Below are 20,720 nucleotides of genomic sequence, written 5' to 3' on the forward strand. Positions count from 1 at the left end.
AGAACCTAGAAGGTGCCACCGACAGTCTTGGTGACCCACGCCGGACGCAGCCGCCATGGGAGCCGGATCACTCAGCTCGGGATGAGCTTGAACAGGAACCTCTTGCGCACCATCGCCCACACGATGAGGATCGCGACGGTGTGCACCAGCGTGCCCTGCCACCAGCTCATCCGGTCCAGATGCGGGATGTTGGCGACGGCGAGCACGAGGAAGACGTGCACCGTGAAGACGTAGAGGCTGGCCTGGCCGAGCGGGATCCACAACCACCCGATGACGGCGTTGACCGGCTTCCACACCGTGGTGAGGAAGGCGAACGCCACCACCGTCATCAAGACCAGGTCCACCAGCCGCCCCGGCTGCAGGAAGACCCGGGTGTAGAGGTGGTTGTAGGCCCAGCCGTAGAAGGCGTCCGGGTACGGCGACCACACGATCGCCCGGTGCCCCAGCCAGAGCCAGCCGAGCGCCGCGGCGTACCCGACGACGAACACGCCGCAGCACAGCTTGCCGACGGTGGTGGTCAGCGCCCGGGTGATCCCGTTGCGGTAGTAGCCCAGGACGAGGCCGTGGGTGAAGGCGATCTGCCAGGTGAACAGCGGGAAGACGTCCTCGAACTGCGAGGGCAACCAGTGCACGTCGGCGTTCGCCGCCCAGATGAAAAGCGCCCACGAGATCGCCAGCACCACCCACCACAGGCGCCGCAGGATCAGCCACATCACGGCCGGCAGCGCCAGGCTCAGGACGACGAACAGGCCCATGATGTTGAACACCCACGGCCCGATCTCCAGGAGCAGGAGCTCCTTGACCGCGTACCACGGCGGCGGGTAGTCGAACAGCCGTGCGGCGTTGGGATACAGGTCGTAGACCAGGCCCTGCGCGTTCTGCCCGTTCTGGCCGGTGCCGCGGTCGGTGAAGGTGGTGATCACGCTTGCGTCGATGCCCGGGATCTTGCCCAGCACGTAGACCAGCAGGACCACGACGAGTGCGACCAGGTAGAGCTTGCGCGCCCGTCGCAGCGCCCCGACGGCTGCGGCCCACTCCCCGAAGCGTCGCACGCCGACGGGGTAGACCATGCCGAGCACGACGCCGGAGAGCAGCACGAACATCTCCGCGCCGGTGATCGCGCCGATGGCGTTGAGCGTGATGTAGGAGTAGAGCCCGTTGACCTCGATGTGGGTGATCACCACGGCGAGGATGATCCAGCCACGGAACAGGTCCAGGCGGCGGTCGCGCGGGTCGTGCTCGTTCGGGTAGCGCCAGGAGGGCACGAAGCGCCCGACCAGGCCCGCGACCAGGAACGCCACACCCAGGATCACCGCGCACAGGCAGATCCAGCCCATCTCGGCGCTGACGTGATCCTTGGCCGGCAGGTTGCCCTGCACGGTCGCGGCGTTCGACGTCTGCAGGTCGAGCTTGCGGGTCACCGGACCCAGGCGCGTGGGCGATGCGGCGAGGTCGGTGTGCAGGGCGCCGGCGAGGGCGGGCGTCCGGGTGGCGCCCCACTCGACCAGGTGATCCTCGGCCTCGGCCTCCTTGCGGGTCAGCTCGAGCCAGCTGATCGCGCCGATCATCGGGTGCGAGGACTCACTGGCGAGTACCTGCCTCCACCAGCTCTGCTTGATCTGCTGCTCGGCCGCACCACCGGCGCCAGGCTCGTAGCCGGCGCCGGTCTCGACCAGCATCGGCTTGTCCCGGCCGACGGCGAAGCGCTGGTAGAACGGCGTGCGCCCACCGGCGGTGCCATAGCCCCAGGTCTCGTCCAGACGGGCCTGGAACGACCCTGTCGGCGGGACCCGGTTGGGGGCGAAGTACTGCTCGGTCGGATCGGCGTTGCGGCTCTCCCCGAAGTGGTAGAGCGAGAGCCCGACCCAGTCCACCGCCCCGTTGCCGGGGTAGTAGGGCCCGTAGGGATCGTCGGCCTCGGTCACCTTGCCGTCGCCGTCGGTGTCGAGGCCCTTGAGATCGCCGTGGGTGAGGTCGAGCGACCCGAAGGACTTGCCGAACGGATAGCCGGCGCCGTACGCCGGAGCCCAGACCATCGCCGCCTGGTCGGTGGCGCTGTGCACCGCCGCAGCGACCCGGCGGAACGCCGCCTTGTAGGCGTTGGGCTGCTGACCCCAGATCACCCACGAGCCGTTCATCTCGGGTGCGAAGCGCACCAGGAAGAAGGTGTCGAGCTGCTCGTGCAGCGTCGCCAGCTCGCCGGCGAACCGGCGGGCGTCGGCCACGGTGAGCTTGTCCAGCGCAACCTGGGGCTCGACGGAGACCACTGCGACCGAGCCCTGCTGGGCGGCCTGCTGGGCGAACTCGCGCAGGTACGTCGCGTCGTCGTCGGTGAGCGGGTAGTGCACCCGCTGGGTGTAGAGCGACGGGGAGGTGCCGAGGTCGTCGGCGTACTTCCGCGCTGTCTCCTTGGTCCAGTCCAGGCTCGGCCCGAACCAGGGGTGACCGGGGGTCGGCACCGGGACGACATCGGTGCGCGCGAGCGCCGGTGCGGCCGGCCCGGCGAGGATCAACAGCGGAAGAAGCACCATCGCGGCCAGCACGGTCGCCAGCAGGTGGGACCCGCGGCGTCCGATCGGAGCGCGGCCTTGCCGACGGCTCATGCCGCGGCGAGCCGGACCAGGAGCCGCCAGCGGTTGCGCCCGCCCTCGTGCTCGTAGGAGAGGTCGTCGAGCGCGGCGATCGCCATCGCCAGGCCGCGCCCGGACTCGGAGTCGGCGTCGGGGAGGGTCACCACACTCAGGTCGAGCTCGGCCGGCTGGCCGTTGTCGGTGAAGGTGGCCTCGACCTGCGCTCCTGTCACAGCGAGCACCAGGTCGAGCCGCCGCCCGTCACCGTCGGGGTCCTCGGGGTCGTTGCGGAAGGCGTGCTCGACGACGTTGGCGAAGATCTCGATCACTGCCGTCTCGAAGCGGAGCCGCTCCAGCTCGCCGACCTCGGGGTGGGCACTCCACAGCTGCTCGATCGCCGGGTGGACCAGGTCGAGCGACTGCGGCCGGGCCGGCACCGAGAGCCGGAAGTGGTCCGGGGTGGCCTCAGACATCGAACGCGCCTTCCACGCTGTCCCGCGGGCGCAGGACCTTGTCCATGTTGGTCAGCTGGAAGACGAGCCGGACGGCCTCGGTGGGACGCGCCACCCGCAGGTCGCCACCGGCCTGCCGGGCGGTCTTCAGGCCTGCGATCAGCGCGCCGAGCCCCGAGGAGTCCAAGAAGGTGGTCTCGCCCATGTCGACGACGATCCGGGTGGAGCCGGCCGCCACGAGCTCGCTGAGCAGCTCCTTGAGCCGTCGGGCGGAGACCATGTTGAGCCGGCCGCGCGGCACCACCACGCCGACGCCGTCCTCAGGGTGGGTGACCTCGAACTCGATCATCGGACTCCTTCTGGTTCGTAGCCGCGGTACCGGGCCGCGCGGACGATGATGGAGAAGACGGCCAGGTCGAAGCAGACCCAGGCCATGTTGAACAAAGTGCCCAGCGGGTGGGCCTGGCCAACGGCGATCCGGACGAAGCCGATCGCGATCGCCAGCAGCAGGAGGCCGATCACGGTGAGCTGGGGCCGGATCAGATCCCAGCGCGGACCGGTCGAGGCGCGCCGCTCCTTGGGCGTCACAGCGAAGTCCAGGTCGCGATGCAGGTAGACGTTGCCGAAGGCGGAGGTCACGGACTTGATCCACACCGGGAACAGCGCCAGCGAGTACTGCTGCCCGCGCCAGGTGGGACGACCGGCCGCCACCACGAAGAACAGCAGCTGGTTCACGATGAGGAACGGCACCAACCGCACGAAGAAGGAGACGCTGAGGGCCTGGACCGGCAAGATGCCCAGCACGAGGTAGATGACGGGCGCAGCGACGTACACGAGGGCGGCGAAGCCCGAGAGATAGCTCCACATCGTGGCGAAGTACATGAGGCGCTGGGTCCAGGCGAGCCGCCGCTGGGCCAGCGGGTTCTCCCGGAACATCACCTGCATCGTGCCCTGCGCCCACCGCAGCCGTTGGGTGAGCATGGACTCGAGGTCCTCGGGCGCCAGGCCGTGGGCGAGGACCTCGTCGTGGTACGCCGTCCGCCAGCCCAGGCCGTGCAGCCGCATGCAGGTGGCCATGTCCTCGGTGACCGAGATCGTGGCCATCGGCATCACGGGCTGCGCCTCGCCGGCCCTGTCCACGTCGACCGCCGCGATGAGCGAGCGGACCGTGTCGACGGCGCCGAGCGGCGACCACTCGCGGTGGGAGAGCCGGGAGAGCGTCGTCTCGTCGACCGTCGCCAGGTTGGTCGACTGCTCGCCGGCGATGGTGTCGAGCTGCGCGATGACGGCGAGGTCCTCGTGCACGGTGCGCAGGTCCGCCTCGACCAGCTCGCGGTGGATGCTGTCGATGCGCCGCTGGAAGCGGAAGGTGACGTCGAAGATCGCGTGACCGCGGGCCAGCTCGCGGCGAGCGCGGCCGATGTCGTAGAGCACCTGGTCCAGGGCGCGCCGCACGCCGCGCTCCTCGGGGGCCAGATCCTTGCGGGCCTGGTCGATGACGGCCCGCGCCGTCCGCAGGGCGCGGTGGACCCCGACCGTGACCTCGTCGGCGTAGCGCGAGACGCCGAGCTGCATCAGGGCCTCGCGGCGGATGACGGCGTTGGAGCCGCAGAAGAAGGCGGCGTTCCAGCCGTCCTTACCCTGCTGGATCGGACCGTAGAACAGCGGCGCCTGGCTGCCGAGCGGGTCGCTGTCCGGGACGTTGACGAACCACTGGGGCGTCTGCACCAGCGCCATCCGGTCGTCGGTGAAGTAGCCCAGCGTCCGGTCCAGGATGTCAGGGGTCGGCACCTGGTCCGCGTCGAGGATCAGCAGGAACTCGCCCTCGGTCGCCAGCAGCGCGTTGTTGAGGTTGCCGGCCTTGGCGTGCCGCGGCATGCCCGCCCAGTCCGCCGAGCGGGTGATCCAACCCAGCCCTTCGGCCTCGGCGACCGCCTGTAGCTCGGGCCGGTTGCCGTCGTCGAGGATCCAGGTCTGGTGCGGATAGCGCACCTGCTGCGCCGCCCGGGCGGTGCGCATGACGAGGTCGATCGGCTCGTTGTAGGTGGTGATGAAGATGTCGACGGTCAGGCCGGCCGGAGCCGGCGGCGGCTCGGGCCGCTCCTTGAGCCGCCACATCGTCAACCCGAAGAGCAGCGAGTCGATCAGGCTGTAGGTCTCGGCCAGCACCAGCGGCACGGCGATCCACCACGCCGCCCAGTGCACCGAGAACAGCCAGCGCCAGACCACATAGTTCACGCCGAGGACCGCGGTCAGCACCACGATCACGCGGATGAGGAGGAGTCGGCGGCTCATGCGGGGTCGCGGTAGACGGCGATCACTGTCACGTCGTCGATGCCGGTCCGCTCCGCGGTCAGCCGCCGTACGTCCTCCACGAGGCCCGCGGGATCGGCGTGGCTCGCCAGCAGCTCGCCCACCGGCCCGTGCCAGGCCGTCTGATCCTCGACCAGGTCGAGCAGACCGTCGCTGAACAGCAGCATCCGATCGCCGGGGCCGAGCGTGCTGGTCTGCTCGCTCCACGCGTCGTCGAGCAGCACGCCGATCGGGTGCCCGGGGCCGGTGAGCTGCTCGATGCGGCCGTCGGCGCGGTGCACCAGGCACAGGCCCGAGCCGGCGTCGAGATAGCGCAGGTCGCCGGTGCCGAGGTCGATCACGCCACCGAACACCGTCACGAACGCCTCCGCCCGCTGTAGATCGCCCCACAGCGCCCGCGCCGCCGAGGTGAACGAGGGGGCGAGGGCACCGCCTGAGGCGATGAAGCCGGTGAGGCTGCCGCGCAGGGTCCCGCGCACGCTCGCGCCGAGCAGTGCCGCCGTGGTCCCCTTGCCCATGACGTCGCCGAGGCCGAGCATCAGCCCCTGAGGTCCGAAGAGGAAGTCGTAGAAGTCCCCGCCCACCGTCAAGGCGGGAATGCAGGTGGCGGCGATGCTCCACGCCCCTTCGCGGACGATCCGCGTGGGCTGCATGACGGTGTGGATCGCGCTCACAGCGTCCGACTCGTTGCTCGCGAGCAGCTCCTGCTCGGCCAGCTGGGCGAGCTCCTCGAGCAGCTCGGCCTCGGACGGCGCGAGGGCGCGGGGCTGGTCGTCGATGATGCAGAACGACCCGAGGACGTTGCCGTCAGGGTCGCGAAGCGGCCGCCCGGCGTAGAAGCGGATCTGCCCGGTCCGGACCGCGTCGATCCCGGCGAAGCGCTGATCGGCGGAGGCGTCGTGCACCACCAGCGTCTCCTGCATCCGGGTGACCGTGTCGCACAGCGTCTGCTCGCGAGGGAGCTGGACGACCTCCATCCCCTGCGCGCTGGGAAAGAAGGCGCTCTTCCCGTCCAGGATCGTCACGCTCGAGACCTGGACGTCGAACATCATCCGGGCCAGCCGGGTGACCCGGTCCAGTCCCGGTCGCGTGCGTCGATCCGTGAGGGCGAGGCTGGTAACGGCCCGGTGCACCCGCCCATCGGCATCGGGTGCGACCAGGCCCTGTGGAGCGTGAGCTGCTCCCGCAAGGGTGGTCCCCATGTGACTGTGTTCCTTCACTTCGTGTCATGAGCGGACCGGGCGATCGGACCGCCATGACCTCCCAGTGAGCAGAACGGAACGCAGTCATGTGAGTTACGGGTGGATGAGTTTCAGGATTCGTACGCTTCGTGCACCGCGAGCTGGCGCGCCAGCTGGTCGGCGCAGTCGACGAGGACGCGGCGCAGCGGCGGGTCGAGGTCGGGTCGCTCGATGGCGGCCTGCGCGCGCGCCAGCGTGGAGGCATGGAGGGATCCGGAGGGGAAGAACGCCTCGGCCGCTGTCGCCAGCACCCAGCCCGAGCGCACCTTGACCGTCGCGGGGAGCTCGTCGAAGTACCGCTCGACGTAGGGCGACGTCAGCTCCTCGGGGCCCCGCCACAGCCCCTGGCCGGCAGCCGCGACGTCGTAGTTGGGCAGGTCGGTCTCGCCGGTGAACACCGACCACGCGTAGGCCTTGGCCTGCGCGTCGGGCAGTGAGCACAGTGCACCCGTGAGGGCGACCCGCGCGTCATGGGCGGGCTCGGCGTCGTACGCCGCCTGCAGCTCCTCGCGACTGATCGCGCCGAGGGCGGCGAGCCGGCCCAGCAGGCGCCAGCGCAGGTCCAGGTCGAGGTCGATCCCCGCCGGTGTGGCTGTCAGCCAGCCCCGCAGGACCTCGGCGTCCTCGGCGGAGCGGATCGCGGCTCGGAAGCCGGCGAGCTGCTGTTCGGAACCCTCGCGGGTCGAGGAGATGGTGGCGACCGCCGCATCGTGCAGCCGGGACAGCGAACCCTGCGGCGCCACCGGGACGACGTCGCGGAACAACCAGGCGATCGTGCGCCGAGCGGTGTCCTCGGTGTCCTGGACCGGAAAGCTCGCCACGGCGATGTCGATCAGGTCGGCGGGTGCGATGGCGGCGTTGTGGAAGCCGTTGCGCAGGTTGTTCCAGACGCCTGCCCGGAGCCGTTCGTCGGTGATGGTGGGCAGCAGGCGCTTGAGCGCGTCCACCGTGATCTGGTCGGGGATGAGCACGGCCCAGGTGTCGTCGTAGGGGTCGAGGACGATCGCGTCGCTGTTGCTCTCGGTGGTGAGTGACTGCGGCGTGGATGCGGCGGTGACGGCGACGGGCTCGGTGCGCCAGCCCGCGTCGCTGCCGACCGCGACCTGGAAGGCGTGCGAGCGCTCCGCCGGGTGGGCTGCCGGGGGAGTGCGGGTCAGCGTCGCGGAGGCGCGGTCGTAGGTGATGGTGTCGGGGCCGGCCGTGCGCAGCCACTGCGTGGCGAAGTCGCCGAGGTCGGGAGCGCCGGCACGCTGCCAGGAAGCCAGCAGGTCGTGCATGGTCGCGTTCCCGAAACGGTGCCGCGTGAAGTGGTCGACGACACCGCCGAAGAAGACGTCGTCGCCGAGCCGGGCCGCGAGCTGGCGCAGGATCGCGGAGCCCTTGGCATAGGAGATGCCGTCGAAGTCCTGCAGCGCTGCCACCGCGTCGACGGCGCCGTTGCCGGCGACAGGGTGGGTCGAAGGCCGCTGGTCTGCCACCAGGCCCCACTGTCGGCGGGCGTAGGACAGGTCGGCCCAGGCATCGGCGTACTCGGTGACGTCGGCGGTGACCCGGTTGCCCATGTACTCGGCGAAGGACTCGTTGAGCCACAGGTCGTCCCACCAGGCCGGCGTGACGAGGTTGCCGAACCACTGGTGCGCCATCTCGTGCGCGACGGTGGTGGCGCGCTGGATACGGACGCCGCGCGTCACGCGGGAGGTGAAGATCAGCGGGTCGCGGAAGGTGACGCAGCCGGGATTCTCCATCGCGCCGGCGTTGAACTCGGGGACGAACGCCTGGTCGTACTTGGCGAACGGGTAGCGAATGCCGAACAGGCGGTGGAACTCCTCGAAGCACTGCCGGGTCAGGGTGAAGAGCTCGTCGGCGTCGCGCTCCAGATGCGGAGCGAGGCTGGCCCGGGCGGAGAGCCCGAGCGGGATGACGCCGTCGTCGTCCCGGTGCTCGTCCCTGATCACGTGATAGGGCCCGGCGACGACGGTCACGAAGTAGGTGGACAGGGGCTGGCTCTGCTCGAACTCCCACTCGCCGGGGCCGACCTGCTCCCCGGGCGCGTTGCCGAGCACGACCCAGTCGTGCGGCGCGCGGACGTGCAGCGTGTACGGCGCCTTCAGGTCGGGCTGGTCGAAGCAGGCGAACACGCTCGGCGCCGCATCCATGAACGACATCCCGTAGACGTAGTGCTTGCCGTCGGCCGGGTCGACGGAGCGGTGCAGGCCCTCGCCGTCGTTGCGGAAGCGCATCGTGGCCTCGACGACGAGCTCGTTGGTGCCGCTCTGGGTGCGCAGCGGGAAGCGACCGCGGTCGAGCAGGGCGGTGTCCAGCGGCTGGCCGTTGAGCCGGATCGCGTGCAGCCGCACCGGCTTGAGGTCGACGAAGGTGGCCCCGCCGGTGGAGTCGAAGCGGATCACCGTCCGCGAGGAGAACTCCGTCTCGCTGCCGGCCAGATCGAGGCTGACGTCGTACCCGAGGACCTGGAGCTGCGCCTTGCGGGCCTGCGCCTCGGTGTGTTGGAGACTGCGGAAGGGATTCTGGACACTCGCCACACGGGGCAGCCTAGGTGCTGCGGTGAGGCGCCCGTCAGCCGGTCTGGCAGCCGGTCTGGCAACCGGTCTGGCAGCCGGTCGGGCACGCGGCCTCGCAACTGGTCTGGCACGCTGTGCGCGTGAGTGATGCGACGAGCGGTGACCGGCGATCCATCGATCTGCAGAAGGTCGGCGAGCACCTGTTCCAGGCCACCAACGGACGCGGCGGTGTGGTCAGCGTGGGCATGGCGGACGGGGTCGACTTCTCGCCGGTCGAGCTGCTGCTCGCCGGTCTGGCGGCCTGTGGCGCGCTCGATCTCGACTTCATCACCGGCAAGCGGGCGCCGTTCGAGACGTTCGCCGCGCGCTCGTCGGGTGACGTGGTGCGCGACGAGAACGGCAACCACGTGGTCAACCTGCAGGTGACCTTCGACGTCACCTTCCCCGCGGGCGAGGGCGGCGATGCGGCCCGCGCGGTCGTGCCCGCCACGTTGGACCGGATCCGCGATCGGCTGTGCACGGTGGGCCGGACCGTGCAGCTCGGCGCCCCGGTGGCATACGTCGAGGGCGCGCTCGACTGAGCGCGCCCTCGGGATGTGACGTGGAGACGTCGCGTCGCGACGCCGGCGGATCAGGCCTGCGGGCCCAGCGCGAACTCCACCCGGCCCTCGGGGTCCACAGCCGCGTCCAGGATCTTGTCGTCCAGGAGCTCGGCGGCTCGCTCGTCGAGGTAGACCGTCGCTCCGTCCTGCTCGACGACCCGGTCACCCGGGTGCGCCGTGGGCGCCGCGGTGACCTCGAAGGTCTGGCTGGCGTCGTCGGAGGTGATCCGGAGACCGGCGGTGTCAGGCGCCTCCGGCTGGTGGGTGATGTTCTTGACGATCGTGCTGGCGTTCTCGGTCAGGGTGAGCATGATGGCTCCTCCCGGTTGGGTGCATGACGTGTTCGCCCGTACCCCGATCCCTGGGTCTCACACCGGCGAGATCGACGATGTTGCCCGGCTCACCCGACCGTCACGGCCGTGATGTCGACAGGCTTCTTCGGGTGGCCGTCGCCGGTGCCATAGGCGTCGTCGCTGCCGGCCGCCGCGTCGGTCTTGATCGCCTTCACCCCGGCCGCGTCGATGGTGCCGAAGACCGTGTACGCCGGCGGCAGCGGGCTGTCGGCGTACACGAGGAAGAACTGCGAGCCGTTGGTGTTCGGGCCGGCGTTCGCCATCGCGATCGTCCCGGCCGGATAGGTCTTGACGTCACCGGACTGCCCGGCCGCCTGGTACTGCTTGGTGGCCTCGGCGTCGGTCTTCAGTGCCTTGGCGGTGGTCAGCTCGTCGGCGAAGGAGTAGCCCGGGCCGCCGGAGCCCGTCCCGCTGGGGTCGCCGCACTGCAGCACGGCGATGCCCTGGGTGGTGAGGCGGTGGCAGCTGGTCTTGTCGAAGTAGCCCTGCTTCGCCAGCGAGACGAACGAGTTGACGGTGCAGGGCGCGCCGTCAGCGTCCAGCGAGAGCCCGATGTCGCCGATCGACGTCTTCATCGTCACCGCGACCGTCCCGGAGGTGCTCGGCGTCGTCGGGGGAGCGGTGACCTTGATCCCGGCCGAGCCCTCGCTCGAGGTCGGGTAGGAGCACGACGCCGTGCCGGCGGGAGCCCCGCCGGTGGCGGTGCCGGCTGAGGCGGTGCCGGCTGGGGCGGTGGTCGTCGTCGCGGTCGAGCTGGTCGAGGAATCGGCTGCCTTCGAGCCGGCACTGCCGCATCCGGAGAGCAGCAGCACGGGTACGAGCGCGGTCAGGGCCAGCGAGGCGCGGGAGAGCATGGAGGGATCCTAGGGTGCGTCCGGAAGGCCTCCCGACGCGGAACCGGTAGCTGCCGTCGTGGCCCCGGAGGGTCCGGAGGGCTGCGACGGTGGCGGCGTCCGCAGGGGGAGGGATCCGTGGGCCAGCTCACCGAGCCCCGCGAGGACGAGTCGCCTCGACCGTCCCGACGGCCACGCGCTGACGCCTCAACAGTCACACGGTGACGCCTCGGCTGTCAGGGAGTGACGCCTCGCGGGTGCGGGAAGGTGGCCACCACGGCCGTCCCGCCGCCACGCCGGTCGCGGATCTCCAGGGTGCCGCCGTGATCGGCGAGGATGCGGTGACAGGTCGACAACCCGATGCCGATGCCCGGGACGTCCGTGCGGTGCCGGGTCATGGGCAGCAGCACGTGATCGCGGAAGCGCGGCGGGATGCCGGTGCCGTTGTCGGCCACCACCAGCTGGGTGCCCACCGGAGTGTCGCGGGTGGTCACCTCCACCTCGGCCGGGACGCCGTCGTGGGTGTAGGTCAGCGCGTTCACGACGAGGTTCTGCACGACGGCCCGCAGCTGGACCGGATCGGCGTTGACGTCGACGCCCGACCAGCGGATGGTGCCCCGGTCCGCGAGTTCGCCGAGATCCTCGACGACGGCGGACATGACCTCCTCGATCGGCACCGGCCGTCGGGCGAGCGCGCCGCCGATGCCGGCGTACTCCAGGATCTGGTCGATCATGGCGAGCATCCGTCGACCCGACGCGGTGCAGCGCTGGAGGTAGTGCGAGGCGTCGGGATCCTGGGCCACCGCCGGCAACCCCGCCATCAGCTCGGCCCATGCCAGGGTGGCGGTCAGGGGGCTCTTCAGATCGTGGCTGATCTGCGCGGTGAAGGCCGCGAGGTGCCGCTGGGAGCGCTCGAGCTCGGCGTTGGTGCGGGCAAGGTCCTCGGTGCGGACGCTCAGCTCGAACAGGTCGACGACCTGGCGTCCGAGCGTGGCCAGCATGCGCCGGCGCTGGAAGACGGTGTTGCGCCGGCGCTCCGGACGGCGGTCGGCGCGGGGATCGACGACGCTGAGGACGCCGATCGTGACGCCCTGCGGATCGCGCAGCAGGGAGGCGGCGTACATGTGCCCCTCGCCGAGACGTACGTCGTGACAGGCCGCGGCGTAGCGCGGGTCCTCCCGGACGTTCTCGAGGTAGACGTCCTGGTCCGCGGCGAGGGCCGCCATCGTCAGCGGCGGGTCGGCCTCGGACTCCAGCGGCACGGCACCGTAGAGCACGATCGTGTGGATCCGGCCCCCGTGCAGGAGGTCGATGGCGGCGATCGGGGCCTCGCACCCGTGCGCGGCCAGCTCGCACAGCGCCATCAGGTCGTCCTCGGGCGGCCAGCAGGCCAGGTAGGCACCGGCCTTCCCGGTGGAGGGGAACGCTTCAGGCTCAGGATCACTGCTCACAGGGTCGGCCCGCTTCCCGGCATCATCGCGGTGCCCTCCCCTCGCGCCGGTGAGACCCGGCGCCGTACACAAGGTAACGACCCGATGACGTGAAAGTTCTGTCTTCGGGCCGACCCGCCGAGGAGAGGGGTGGAACAACGTCCACCCGCGCACGGTTGTGTCCATGAGCGCGGGCGACCGGCCGGCGTCGAACGGGCGAGGAGACGGTGATGGCGACAGCGACCCTGGGGTCGGAGAACTTCGAGCAGACGGTCGTGGACAACGAGATCGTGCTGGTCGACTTCTGGGCGTCCTGGTGCGGCCCGTGCCGGATGTTCGCGCCCATCTTCGAGCAGGCCTCCACGGAGCACCCGGAGATCGTCTTCGGCAAGGTGGACACCGAGGCCGAGCAGGACCTGGCCGCCGCGGCGCAGATCACCTCGATCCCGACGCTGATGGCGTTCAAGAAGGGGAAGCTGGTCTTCTCCCAGCCCGGCGCGCTGCCCGCCGAGGCCCTCAAGCAGGTGATCGACGCGGTCGTCGAGTTCGACGTCGACGCAGCGATCGCGGCCGCCGAGGCCGCCGAGGGCACCGAGGGCGAGCAGGCCTGAGGTAGGGCCCACCCGCCGGGTCACGCGCCCGGCGAAGCCTCAGTCGACGCTCGCCACGGCAGCCAGGTCGTCGCGGTCGCGGCCGGCCTCGCTCGCAGCGCGCAACCGATCCTCGACCACGTCGAGCAGCGGTGTCGTCCGATCGGCCTGCTGCAGGAGCCGGATGTCCTTGAGCGCCAGCGCCACCGGGAAGCCGGCGGGGTACTCCTGCTTGTTCATCAGCTGTGCCTTCTGCAGCGCGTAGGGCATGCCCAGGGGACCGTCGGTGAGCACCTCGATCAGCGACTGGCGGGCGACCCCCAGCGCGTCGGTGGCGCGCAACGCGTCCGCCATCGCGACAGTGGCCGCGCTCATCCAGGCGTTCACGACCAGCTTGAGTCTGCTGGCCTCCTGGCTCTCGCCGACCAGGAGGACCCGCTCGCCCAGGCTGTCGAGGACCGGGTGCGCCAGGTCGAGTGCGGTGCCGGAGCCGGCGACGAGCCAGGTCAGCGAGCCGCTGCGTGCCGGTCCTGTGCTGCCCGAGACCGGTGCGTCCAGCATCAGCCGGTCGTGCTCATCGGCCAGCACCCGCAGCCGGTCGGCCCATGCTGCGCCGACAGTGGAGGCCTGCACCCACACCGCGTCGCCGGAGAGTGCCGGGAGCATCTGCTCGGCCACCGAGCGGACCGCGTCGCCGTCGGTCAGCATCGTGATCACGACCGCCGCATCGCTCACCGCGTCGGTGAGATCCTCGGTCACCGCGATGCCCTCGCCGGCGAGCGGCTCGAGCGGCTCGGGGCTGCGGTTCCACGCTGTCACCTCGTGCTCCATCTCGGCCAGCCGCAAGGCCATCGCCGATCCCATGTTCCCGGCTCCCAGGACGGTGACCTTCATGATTGCTCCCTGCTGATCGGTGCTGCTCGTGGGCGATCGGTACCCCGGTAGCCACCCGAGCAGGCGATGACCGGTCTGACCCGCCGAGACCGTTCACACACTCGTTACGTACCGCGCCGCCATCCGAAACCGGCCCTGGGTGTCATAGAGATGACCCGTCCAGGTGGCGGGGCGCCCCTAGGGTTCCGCTGCTCCGGCAGGTCTGGTCCGAGAGGGGCAGGCGCGGCGACGACGACGACGCAGCGCTCCACGGCGGGAGAAAAGCCCGGGAGGCCGACAGGCCCGGGCGCGCCGTGTGTTCGGGCTACTCCTGACGGAGGCACCATGTCCGGACACCACGACAGCGCCAGTGCCACTGACCTGTCCACCTTCGGCTACACCCCCCAGCTGACCCGCCGCGTCGGTCCGTACGCGTCGTTCGCTGCCGGCTTCTCGTTCGTCTCGATCATGACGACCGTCTTCCAGCTCTTCGGGCTGGGCTTCTCCTTCGGGGGCACCGCGTTCTTCTGGACCTGGCCGGTGGTCTTCGCCGGGCAGCTCATGGTGGCCCTCTGCTTCGCCGAGCTGGCGGCGCGCTACCCGCTCTCCGGGGCGGTCTTCCAGTGGTCGCGGCGCCTCGGTGGCGCGACGCTCGGCTGGTTCGCCGGGTGGACGATGGTGATCGCCCAGATCATCACGCTCGCAGCCGCGGCGATCGCCCTCCAGGTGGTGCTGCCCACCGTGTGGAGCGGCTTCCAGCTGGTCGGCAGCGACACCGCGGTGGCGAGCAAGGACGGCGCCGCGAACGCCGTCGTACTCGGCGTCGTCCTGCTGACCGTCACCACCCTGCTCAACGCGCTCTCGGTCCGCATCACCGCCGTGGTCAACAGCGTCGGCGTGACCTGCGAGCTCGTCGGCATCGTCCTCCTGGTGGTCCTGCTGCTCGTGCACCACGAGCGCGGGCCGTCGGTGGTGCTGCACCACACCGGCCTGGACCACTCGACCGGGTACGCGATCCCGCTCCTGGTCTCCTCGCTGATGGCCGCCTACGTGCTGGTCGGCTTCGACAGCGCCGGCGAGCTCGCCGAGGAGACCCACCGGCCGCGGGCCACCACCCCACGGACGATCGTGCGCGCCGTGGTGATCTCGGGGATCGCCGGGGCGTTCGTGATCGTCGCGGCGCTGATGGCCGCGCCCAGTCTCACCGACGGCAACCTCGGTCTGCTCGGCCTGCCCTACGTCCTCACCACCCAGCTGGGCACCTTCTGGGGGAAGCTGCTGCTGATCGACGTCGCCTTCGCGGTGAGCGTGTGCACCCTGGCGATCCAGACGGCCGCCGCGCGGATGATCTTCTCGATGGCGCGCGACCAAGTGCTGCCCGGCTCGACGCGGCTCGGGCGGGTCTCGCCACGCTTCGGTACGCCGCTGCTGGCCACGGTGGTCCCCGGCGTCGGCGCGGCGCTGTTCCTGGTGGTCAACATCGGCAACGCCAGCCTCTTCCTGGCCCTGACCAGCGTCTGCATCATGCTGCTCTACATCGCCTACCTGATGGTGACGGTGCCGCTGCTCAACGCACGGCTGCGTGGACGCTTCCCGGCGCCCGGCCTCGACGAGGACGGCCGGCCGCTCTTCAGCCTCGGCCGGGCAGGGATGGCGATCAACGCGGTAGCGGTCGTCTTCCAGCTCCTGATGGCGATCAACCTGGGACTGCCGCGGGCCGAGGTCTACGACCCGACCGGTTCGGGGTGGGTGGTGCACTACCTGCCGATCGTGGTGCTGGTGCTGACCTACGGCATCGGCTATCTCGCCTATCGCAGCAAGCGCGAGTCCTACCACCGGGCGTGCGGGATCACCCTGACCGAGAAGACCCTGGCCGAGGGAGAGCCGGCATGAGTCTCTACTCCCACGTCATCCCGGGTGGTGCGGCCTGGTCCGCCCCGCTGCGCGCAGGGCGCCTGGTCACGCTGACCGCTCTCGCCGCCGGCGCCAACGCCAGCATGCTGCTGTTCAACGCCGACCGCGTCGACCGGTTGAACATCCCCGACACCCTCAAGGCCCAGATGTCGGCGCGGATCACGCCGCCGATGGTGCTGATGTCCGACCGCGGGCTGGCGCTGGCCTCGGTCGTCGCCTCGAGCCTGGACTGGCACGACTGCCTGGGCGGGTTCGGCTCGGAAGGACACCTGGCCCGGTTCGGCGCCTCGTCGTACGGCGCCGATCGCAACGACTGGCGCCGCAGCGCGCGGACCGGACTGGTCAGCGAGCTCACCAAGCACGGCCTCGACGAGCGAGACCTGCACGCGCCGGTCAACTTCTTCAGCAAGGTCGCCATCGCCGACGACGCCCGCGCCTCGATGGCCTTCGTCGCCGGGCACGCCGCCGCCGGGGACACCGTCACGCTGCGCACCGAGCACGACGTGCTGATGGTGCTCTGCACGGCGCCGCACCCGCTGGATCCGGGGGTGTACGCACCGGCGTCGGTCGAGGTGAGCGTCGATCGGGCCGAGCCGGTGGTCCCAGCCGCGGACGCGTCGTGGGGCTGGCGCGAGGAGAGCGCACGTGCGCTCGAGATGAGCAGGAGGGTGCTCGCATGACGCTCACCGAGATCGCGGCCGTCGAGACAGCGACGTACGACCGGACGGTCCAGGCGGGGGACGGCGCGCTGGTCCGCGTGCCGGCGGGTGGTCGGCTGCGGATCGTCGACCTGCACGGGAACCAGGCCGCCGACACGCTGCTCTTCGACGCCGCGGACGTGCGCAACAAGTACTCCGCCTTCGACACCATCCGCGAGCAGGGCGCGGTCTTCCTGACCACCGGCTCGCGGCTGCTCTCCACCCGGCTCGACGAGCTGGCGGTGATCACCGACGACACCGTCGGGCGGCACGACACCATCGGCGGGGCCTGCGCCCAGGAGTCCAACGTCATCCGGTACGGCGAGCACACCCGGCACCAGCACGCCTGTCGGCAGACCTTCCTCGCCTACGGGGCCGCTGCGGGCATCGGTCCGCGGGAGCTGGGCCACAACATCAACTTCTTCATGAACGTGCCGGTCTCGCCCGACGGTGACCTGCACTTCGACGACGGCCTGTCCGCGCCCGGCAAGCACGTCGAGCTCACCGCCGCGCGGGAGATCCTCGTGCTGGTGTCCAACTGCCCGCAGCTCAACAACCCCTGCAACGGCTGGGACCCGACGCCGGTGCGGCTGCTCGGGTGGTGGTCGTGATGGCGAAGCTCACCGTGCTGGACGCGGGCGTGCAGACCACCCTGCAGGACGCCGAGGGCCGGCCGGGCTACTGGTCGGTCGGTGTACCGCCCTCGGGCGCCTTCGACCAGCTCTCGTTCGCGCTGGTCAACACAGCGGTCGGCAACGGCCACCTGGCCGCCGGGTTCGAGTGCGTCGTCCGCGGGCCGGTCCTGGAGTTCGACGACGACCGGCTGGTGTGCGTGGGCGGGGGCGCCCACGAGGCCACCGTCGACGGCCGCCCCCTGCCGCCAGGCGAGGTACGCCGGGTCCGCGCCGGCCAGGTCCTCGACGTCGGCCCGATCGCCGGCGCCGGGATGCGCGGCTACCTCGCCGTCCGCGGCGGCGTCGAGGTGCCGCGGGTGCTCGGCAGCCGGGCGACCTTCATCCTCGGTGGCTTCGGCGGGCTCGAGGGCCGCCCGTTGGTGGTCGGCGACGTCCTGCCGCTCGGCGGCGAGGGCAACCTGCTCGCACCGGTGGACGTCACCGAGCTGCTCCCACCGCTCGGGCACGCGTGGACGCTGCGGGTGATCGCCGGACCGCACGGTGCGCCCGAGTACCTCACCGCCGACGGTGTGGAGGAGCTCTTCGCGACGTCCTGGCAGGTCGACCACCGGGCGGACCGGACCGGCATCCGGCTCGTCGGGCCGATGCCGCGATGGTCGCGCACCGACGGCGGCGAGGCGGGACTGCACCCGTCGAACCTGCACGACTCCGCCTACCCGGTCGGCGGCATCATGCTGTCGGGCGACACGCCCGTCATCGTCGGCAAGGACGGGCCGTCGCTGGGTGGGTTCGTGGTGCCGGCGGTGGTGATCGGCGCCGACCTGTGGATGCTCGGCCAGCTGCGGCCCGGCGACACCGTCCGGCTGGTCCCTGTCACCCCGGCGGTCGCGGAGGAGGCGATCGCCGTACGCCGCGATGCGCTGGAGGCGCTGCGGCCGTGCGCCGGGGCATCGCTGCCGAGGGCGCGCGCACTGGCCGCGTCCCACGAGACGGCCGGGACGACCGGGACGACCGGGACCGCCGAGGCGGCCGAGACCGGCGAGGCGTCCCCGGACCGCCCGGCACCGCTCGCCGACGAGCCCGCCGCGGGCAGCGCGCCGGCGTACACGATCCGGCGCTCGGGCGACCGGCACCTGCTCGTCGAGGCCGGCTCGGCCGAGCTCAACCTGACGGTCAGGGTCTGGATCCACCTGCTCGCCGAGGCGCTGCGGACCCAGGCGCCGTCCGGCGTGACCGAGGTCGTCGAAGGGGTCCGCTCGGTGCTCGTGGCGGTGGACGACGACCGGCTGGCGCTGCCGGACCTCGCCGCGCGCCTGGTCGGCTTGGCCGCCGGCCTCGCGGACCCGGAGACGGTAGAGCTTCCGGTGCGCGAGGTCACGCTCCCGATCGCCTTCGACCACCCGGAGGCGCACGAGGCGATGCGGCGCTACGCCACCTCGGTGCGGCCGGACGCGCCGTGGTGCCCCGACAACGTGGAGTTCATCCGGAGGGTCAACGACCTCGACGAGCGCGACGAGGTCTTCGACGTGGTGCAGCGGGCGACCTACCTGGTCGTCGGGCTGGGGGACGTCTACCTCGGCGCTCCGGTGGCGGTTCCGATCGATCCGCGGGACCGGTTGGTGACCACGAAGTACAACCCGGCACGCACCTGGACGCCGCAGAACGCCGTCGGCATCGGGGGGATCTACCTGTGTGTCTACGGCATGGAGGGCCCCGGCGGCTACCAGCTGGTGGGGCGCACCGTCCCGGTGTGGCGGCTGATCGCGGAGCAGCCCGACCGCGACCCGCAGCCGTGGCTGCTGCGCCAGTTCGACCGGATCCGGTTCCGCCCGGTCACGGCGCAGGAGCTGGCCCGGCAACGAGCCGACATCACGGCGGGCCGTGCCGACCTGCACACCCGCCCCGCGACCTTCTCGATCGCCGAGGTGCGCGCGATCGAGGAGGAGGCGGCCGAGCAGATCCGGGCGATCCGGACCAGACGACGCGCGGCGTTCGACGCCGAGCGGGAGAGGTGGGTCTCGTGAGCGACCAGCCGACCTACATCAGGCGGTGGAGCCTCGAGGAGGCATCCGGCTTCGTGACCGGCAGCGGGCCGCTCGACGGGCTGAGCTTCGCGATCAAGGACAACATCGACCTCCTCGGCGTGCCGACGACGGCGGGTGACCCTCGCCGGACGACGCCGGCCGCCTCGTCGGCGACAGCGGTCCAGCGGTTGCTGGCGGCAGGTGCTGCTCCGGTGGGCAAGACCAACCTCGACCAGTACGCGACCGGCCTGGTCGGCACGCGCTCGCCGTACGGCGCGTGCCACTCGGTCTACTCACCCGAGCACGTCAGCGGGGGGTCGAGCTCGGGAAGCGCCGTCGCGGTGGCCTCGGGCGAGGTCGACTTCGCGCTCGGCACCGACACGGCCGGCAGCGGGCGGGTGCCGGCGGCGTTCAACGGCATCGTGGGCCTCAAGCCCTCCCGCGGGCTGGTCCCGACCACCGGCGTGGTGCCGGCGTGCCGCTCGCTGGACTGCGTGACGGTCTTCAGCCGTACCGTGCGGCTGGCCGCGCAGGTGCTGGACGTGATGGCGGCCTACGACGCGGCGGACCCCTTCAGCAGGGTGGTGGTCCAGCGTGGCGTGCCGGCGACGCCGGTCGTGGCCGTGCCTCGCGGAGACCTGGGTCTCTCGGTCGAGCACCGAGCGGCGTGGGAGGCCACGGTGGCGGAGGCCGCCGACCGGTTCGAGCTCGTCGAGGTCGACGTGGCGCCCTTCCTCGAGGCCGCACGGCTGCTCTACGAGGGCCCGTGGGTCGCCGAGCGGCAGCTGGCCTTCGGCGACGTGCTCGACGACGACCCGGCAGTCGATCCGACGGTGCGGGCGATCGTGGCGGGCGCGCCGCCGGCGACGGCCGTCGACGCGTTCCGTGGGCTGCACCGGCTCGCCGAGCTCGACCGCGCGACGGTGCCGGTGTGGGACCTCGCCGACGCGTTGCTGCTGCCGGTCACGCCGACGCATCCCACGCTGGCCGAGGTCGCCGCGGACCCGGTCGGGGCCAACAGCGCGCTCGGCCGGTTCACGAACATGACCAATCTGCTGGACCTGTGCGCCATCGCCTTCCCCGGGCGGGCCCGGGGTGACGGTCTGCCCTTCGGCGTCCAGCTGCTCGCGCCGGCCGGCGGCGATCGGATGCTGCTCGCGCTGGTGGCGGGGTGGCTGGGGGAGCCGTCACCCGTCCCCGAGGACGCAGCCGTCGAGGCAGCCGTCGAGGCAGCCGTCGAGGCAGCCGTCGGCGAGGAGCGGATGGTGGTCGCCGTCGCCGGCGCGCACCTGGCGGGGCAGCCACTCAACGCCGATCTGGTCGCCCGGGGCGGCACCTTCGTCGAGCGGACGCAGACGGCGCCGGACTACCGGATGTACCTGGTCGACGGGCCGCTGCCGCGCCCCGGCCTCATCCGCGCGCCCGGCTCGGCGGGCCGGACTCCTGCCGGGACCGGCCTCGAGGTCGAGCTGTGGTCCCTGCCGACCGCCCGCATCGGCGGCTTCCTGGCCACCATCGCGGCGCCACTCGGCCTCGGCCAGGTCGAGCTCGCGGACGGCCGGGTGGTGACGGGCTTCATCTGCGGTCCCGACGGTGTCGATCCCGAGCGCGAGATCACCGCGCACGGCGGATGGCGGGGCTGGCTGGCGTCGCGGTGAGGCCGGCGCCGG

General features: G+C 71.4%; 17 protein-coding genes and 1 riboswitch. Of the genes, 7 read left to right on the forward strand and 10 right to left on the reverse strand.

The genetic code is table 11. From position 1 onward, the window contains the following. Nucleotides 1-71 precede the first annotated feature (71 nt). From opgC to pepN, 6 genes are all read right to left on the reverse strand, one after another. A complete protein-coding gene (gene opgC, locus P5P86_RS11505) occupies nucleotides 72-2,603 on the reverse strand; it encodes an OpgC domain-containing protein (protein ID WP_280607572.1) in 2,532 nt (843 codons plus the stop codon). After that, nucleotides 2,600-3,043, reverse strand: a complete 444-nt coding sequence (locus P5P86_RS11510) for an ATP-binding protein (RefSeq protein ID WP_280607573.1) — start codon at nucleotides 3,041-3,043, stop codon at nucleotides 2,600-2,602. Before P5P86_RS11510 ends, opgC begins: the two co-directional genes overlap by 4 nt. Next, entirely contained in the window at nucleotides 3,036-3,371 is a 336-nt protein-coding gene (locus P5P86_RS11515; protein ID WP_280607574.1) for an STAS domain-containing protein, read from the reverse strand. Before P5P86_RS11515 ends, P5P86_RS11510 begins: the two co-directional genes overlap by 8 nt. Then, on the reverse strand, nucleotides 3,368-5,317 hold the full coding sequence (locus tag P5P86_RS11520) for a glycosyltransferase family 2 protein (protein ID WP_280607575.1): 1,950 nt from the start codon (nucleotides 5,315-5,317) through the stop codon (nucleotides 3,368-3,370). The genes P5P86_RS11515 and P5P86_RS11520 overlap by 4 nt, the downstream gene beginning before the upstream one ends. After that, complete coding sequence (locus tag P5P86_RS11525) at nucleotides 5,314-6,468, reverse strand: PP2C family protein-serine/threonine phosphatase (RefSeq protein WP_280607576.1); 1,155 nt, start codon at nucleotides 6,466-6,468, stop codon at nucleotides 5,314-5,316. Before P5P86_RS11525 ends, P5P86_RS11520 begins: the two co-directional genes overlap by 4 nt. Nucleotides 6,469-6,647: 179 nt before the next feature. Continuing rightward, nucleotides 6,648-9,119 (reverse strand): aminopeptidase N, encoded by a 2,472-nt coding sequence (pepN, locus tag P5P86_RS11530; RefSeq protein ID WP_280607577.1) that lies wholly within the window; start codon nucleotides 9,117-9,119, stop codon nucleotides 6,648-6,650. Nucleotides 9,120-9,238: 119 nt separating this feature from the next. On the opposite strand from pepN, the gene P5P86_RS11535 reads away from it, so the two are divergent. Next, the gene (locus P5P86_RS11535) at nucleotides 9,239-9,679 is read left to right on the forward strand and encodes an OsmC family protein (protein ID WP_280607578.1); all 441 of its coding nucleotides are present in this window, start codon (nucleotides 9,239-9,241) and stop codon (nucleotides 9,677-9,679) included. A gap of 50 nt (nucleotides 9,680-9,729) precedes the next feature. On the opposite strand, the gene P5P86_RS11540 is transcribed toward P5P86_RS11535, so the two are convergent. From P5P86_RS11540 to P5P86_RS11550, 3 genes are all read right to left on the reverse strand, one after another. Next, entirely contained in the window at nucleotides 9,730-10,011 is a 282-nt protein-coding gene (locus tag P5P86_RS11540; protein ID WP_280607579.1) for a Fe-S cluster assembly protein HesB, read from the reverse strand. Between the two features lie 89 nt (nucleotides 10,012-10,100). Next, the gene (locus P5P86_RS11545; protein WP_280607580.1) at nucleotides 10,101-10,907 is read right to left on the reverse strand and encodes a peptidylprolyl isomerase; all 807 of its coding nucleotides are present in this window, start codon (nucleotides 10,905-10,907) and stop codon (nucleotides 10,101-10,103) included. Between the two features lie 215 nt (nucleotides 10,908-11,122). Further along, entirely contained in the window at nucleotides 11,123-12,337 is a 1,215-nt protein-coding gene (locus tag P5P86_RS11550) for a sensor histidine kinase (protein ID WP_280607581.1), read from the reverse strand. Nucleotides 12,338-12,546: 209 nt separating this feature from the next. On the opposite strand from P5P86_RS11550, the gene trxA reads away from it, so the two are divergent. Beyond that, the gene (trxA, locus tag P5P86_RS11555) at nucleotides 12,547-12,927 is read left to right on the forward strand and encodes a thioredoxin (RefSeq protein WP_280607582.1); all 381 of its coding nucleotides are present in this window, start codon (nucleotides 12,547-12,549) and stop codon (nucleotides 12,925-12,927) included. Nucleotides 12,928-12,966: 39 nt separating this feature from the next. Here the strand turns inward: trxA and P5P86_RS11560 are convergent, their stop codons facing one another. Further along, nucleotides 12,967-13,800, reverse strand: a complete 834-nt coding sequence (locus P5P86_RS11560; protein ID WP_280607583.1) for an NAD(P)-dependent oxidoreductase — start codon at nucleotides 13,798-13,800, stop codon at nucleotides 12,967-12,969. A 166-nt stretch (nucleotides 13,801-13,966) separates the two neighbouring features. After that, a riboswitch (guanidine-I (ykkC/yxkD leader) is annotated at nucleotides 13,967-14,074 on the forward strand. 50 nt (nucleotides 14,075-14,124) lie between these two features. On the opposite strand from P5P86_RS11560, the gene P5P86_RS11565 reads away from it, so the two are divergent. Genes P5P86_RS11565 through atzF form a run of 5 tightly spaced genes read left to right on the forward strand, consistent with a single transcriptional unit; the run spans nucleotide 14,125 to nucleotide 20,708 of the window. Next, a complete protein-coding gene (locus P5P86_RS11565) occupies nucleotides 14,125-15,672 on the forward strand; it encodes an APC family permease (RefSeq protein WP_280607584.1) in 1,548 nt (515 codons plus the stop codon). After that, nucleotides 15,669-16,373 (forward strand): urea amidolyase associated protein UAAP1, encoded by a 705-nt coding sequence (locus P5P86_RS11570; RefSeq protein ID WP_280607585.1) that lies wholly within the window; start codon nucleotides 15,669-15,671, stop codon nucleotides 16,371-16,373. The genes P5P86_RS11565 and P5P86_RS11570 overlap by 4 nt, the downstream gene beginning before the upstream one ends. Next, on the forward strand, nucleotides 16,370-17,002 hold the full coding sequence (locus tag P5P86_RS11575; RefSeq protein ID WP_280607586.1) for a DUF1989 domain-containing protein: 633 nt from the start codon (nucleotides 16,370-16,372) through the stop codon (nucleotides 17,000-17,002). Before P5P86_RS11570 ends, P5P86_RS11575 begins: the two co-directional genes overlap by 4 nt. Further along, entirely contained in the window at nucleotides 17,002-19,050 is a 2,049-nt protein-coding gene (locus tag P5P86_RS11580) for a 5-oxoprolinase/urea amidolyase family protein (RefSeq protein ID WP_280607587.1), read from the forward strand. The genes P5P86_RS11575 and P5P86_RS11580 overlap by 1 nt, the downstream gene beginning before the upstream one ends. After that, a complete protein-coding gene (gene atzF / locus P5P86_RS11585; RefSeq protein ID WP_280607588.1) occupies nucleotides 19,047-20,708 on the forward strand; it encodes an allophanate hydrolase in 1,662 nt (553 codons plus the stop codon). The genes P5P86_RS11580 and atzF overlap by 4 nt, the downstream gene beginning before the upstream one ends. Nucleotides 20,709-20,720 lie beyond the last annotated feature (12 nt).

Source organism: Nocardioides sp. BP30 (genome assembly GCF_029873215.1).
In the GTDB taxonomy this organism is placed as follows: Bacteria; Actinomycetota; Actinomycetes; order Propionibacteriales; family Nocardioidaceae; genus Nocardioides.

What these genes read in the sequence shown, in the direction of transcription:
- opgC (WP_280607572.1), bottom strand. Translation starts at nt 2,603, where the DNA reads ATGAGCCGTCGGCAAGGCCGCGCTCCGATCGGACGCCGCGGGTCCCAC.
- P5P86_RS11510 (WP_280607573.1), bottom strand. Translation starts at nt 3,043, where the DNA reads ATGTCTGAGGCCACCCCGGACCACTTCCGGCTCTCGGTGCCGGCCCGG.
- P5P86_RS11515 (WP_280607574.1), bottom strand. Translation starts at nt 3,371, where the DNA reads ATGATCGAGTTCGAGGTCACCCACCCTGAGGACGGCGTCGGCGTGGTG.
- P5P86_RS11520 (WP_280607575.1), bottom strand. Translation starts at nt 5,317, where the DNA reads ATGAGCCGCCGACTCCTCCTCATCCGCGTGATCGTGGTGCTGACCGCG.
- P5P86_RS11540 (WP_280607579.1), bottom strand. Translation starts at nt 10,011, where the DNA reads ATGCTCACCCTGACCGAGAACGCCAGCACGATCGTCAAGAACATCACC.
- P5P86_RS11545 (WP_280607580.1), bottom strand. Translation starts at nt 10,907, where the DNA reads ATGCTCTCCCGCGCCTCGCTGGCCCTGACCGCGCTCGTACCCGTGCTG.
- trxA (WP_280607582.1), top strand. Translation starts at nt 12,547, where the DNA reads ATGGCGACAGCGACCCTGGGGTCGGAGAACTTCGAGCAGACGGTCGTG.
- P5P86_RS11560 (WP_280607583.1), bottom strand. Translation starts at nt 13,800, where the DNA reads ATGAAGGTCACCGTCCTGGGAGCCGGGAACATGGGATCGGCGATGGCC.
- P5P86_RS11565 (WP_280607584.1), top strand. Translation starts at nt 14,125, where the DNA reads ATGTCCGGACACCACGACAGCGCCAGTGCCACTGACCTGTCCACCTTC.
- P5P86_RS11570 (WP_280607585.1), top strand. Translation starts at nt 15,669, where the DNA reads ATGAGTCTCTACTCCCACGTCATCCCGGGTGGTGCGGCCTGGTCCGCC.
- P5P86_RS11575 (WP_280607586.1), top strand. Translation starts at nt 16,370, where the DNA reads ATGACGCTCACCGAGATCGCGGCCGTCGAGACAGCGACGTACGACCGG.
- P5P86_RS11580 (WP_280607587.1), top strand. Translation starts at nt 17,002, where the DNA reads ATGGCGAAGCTCACCGTGCTGGACGCGGGCGTGCAGACCACCCTGCAG.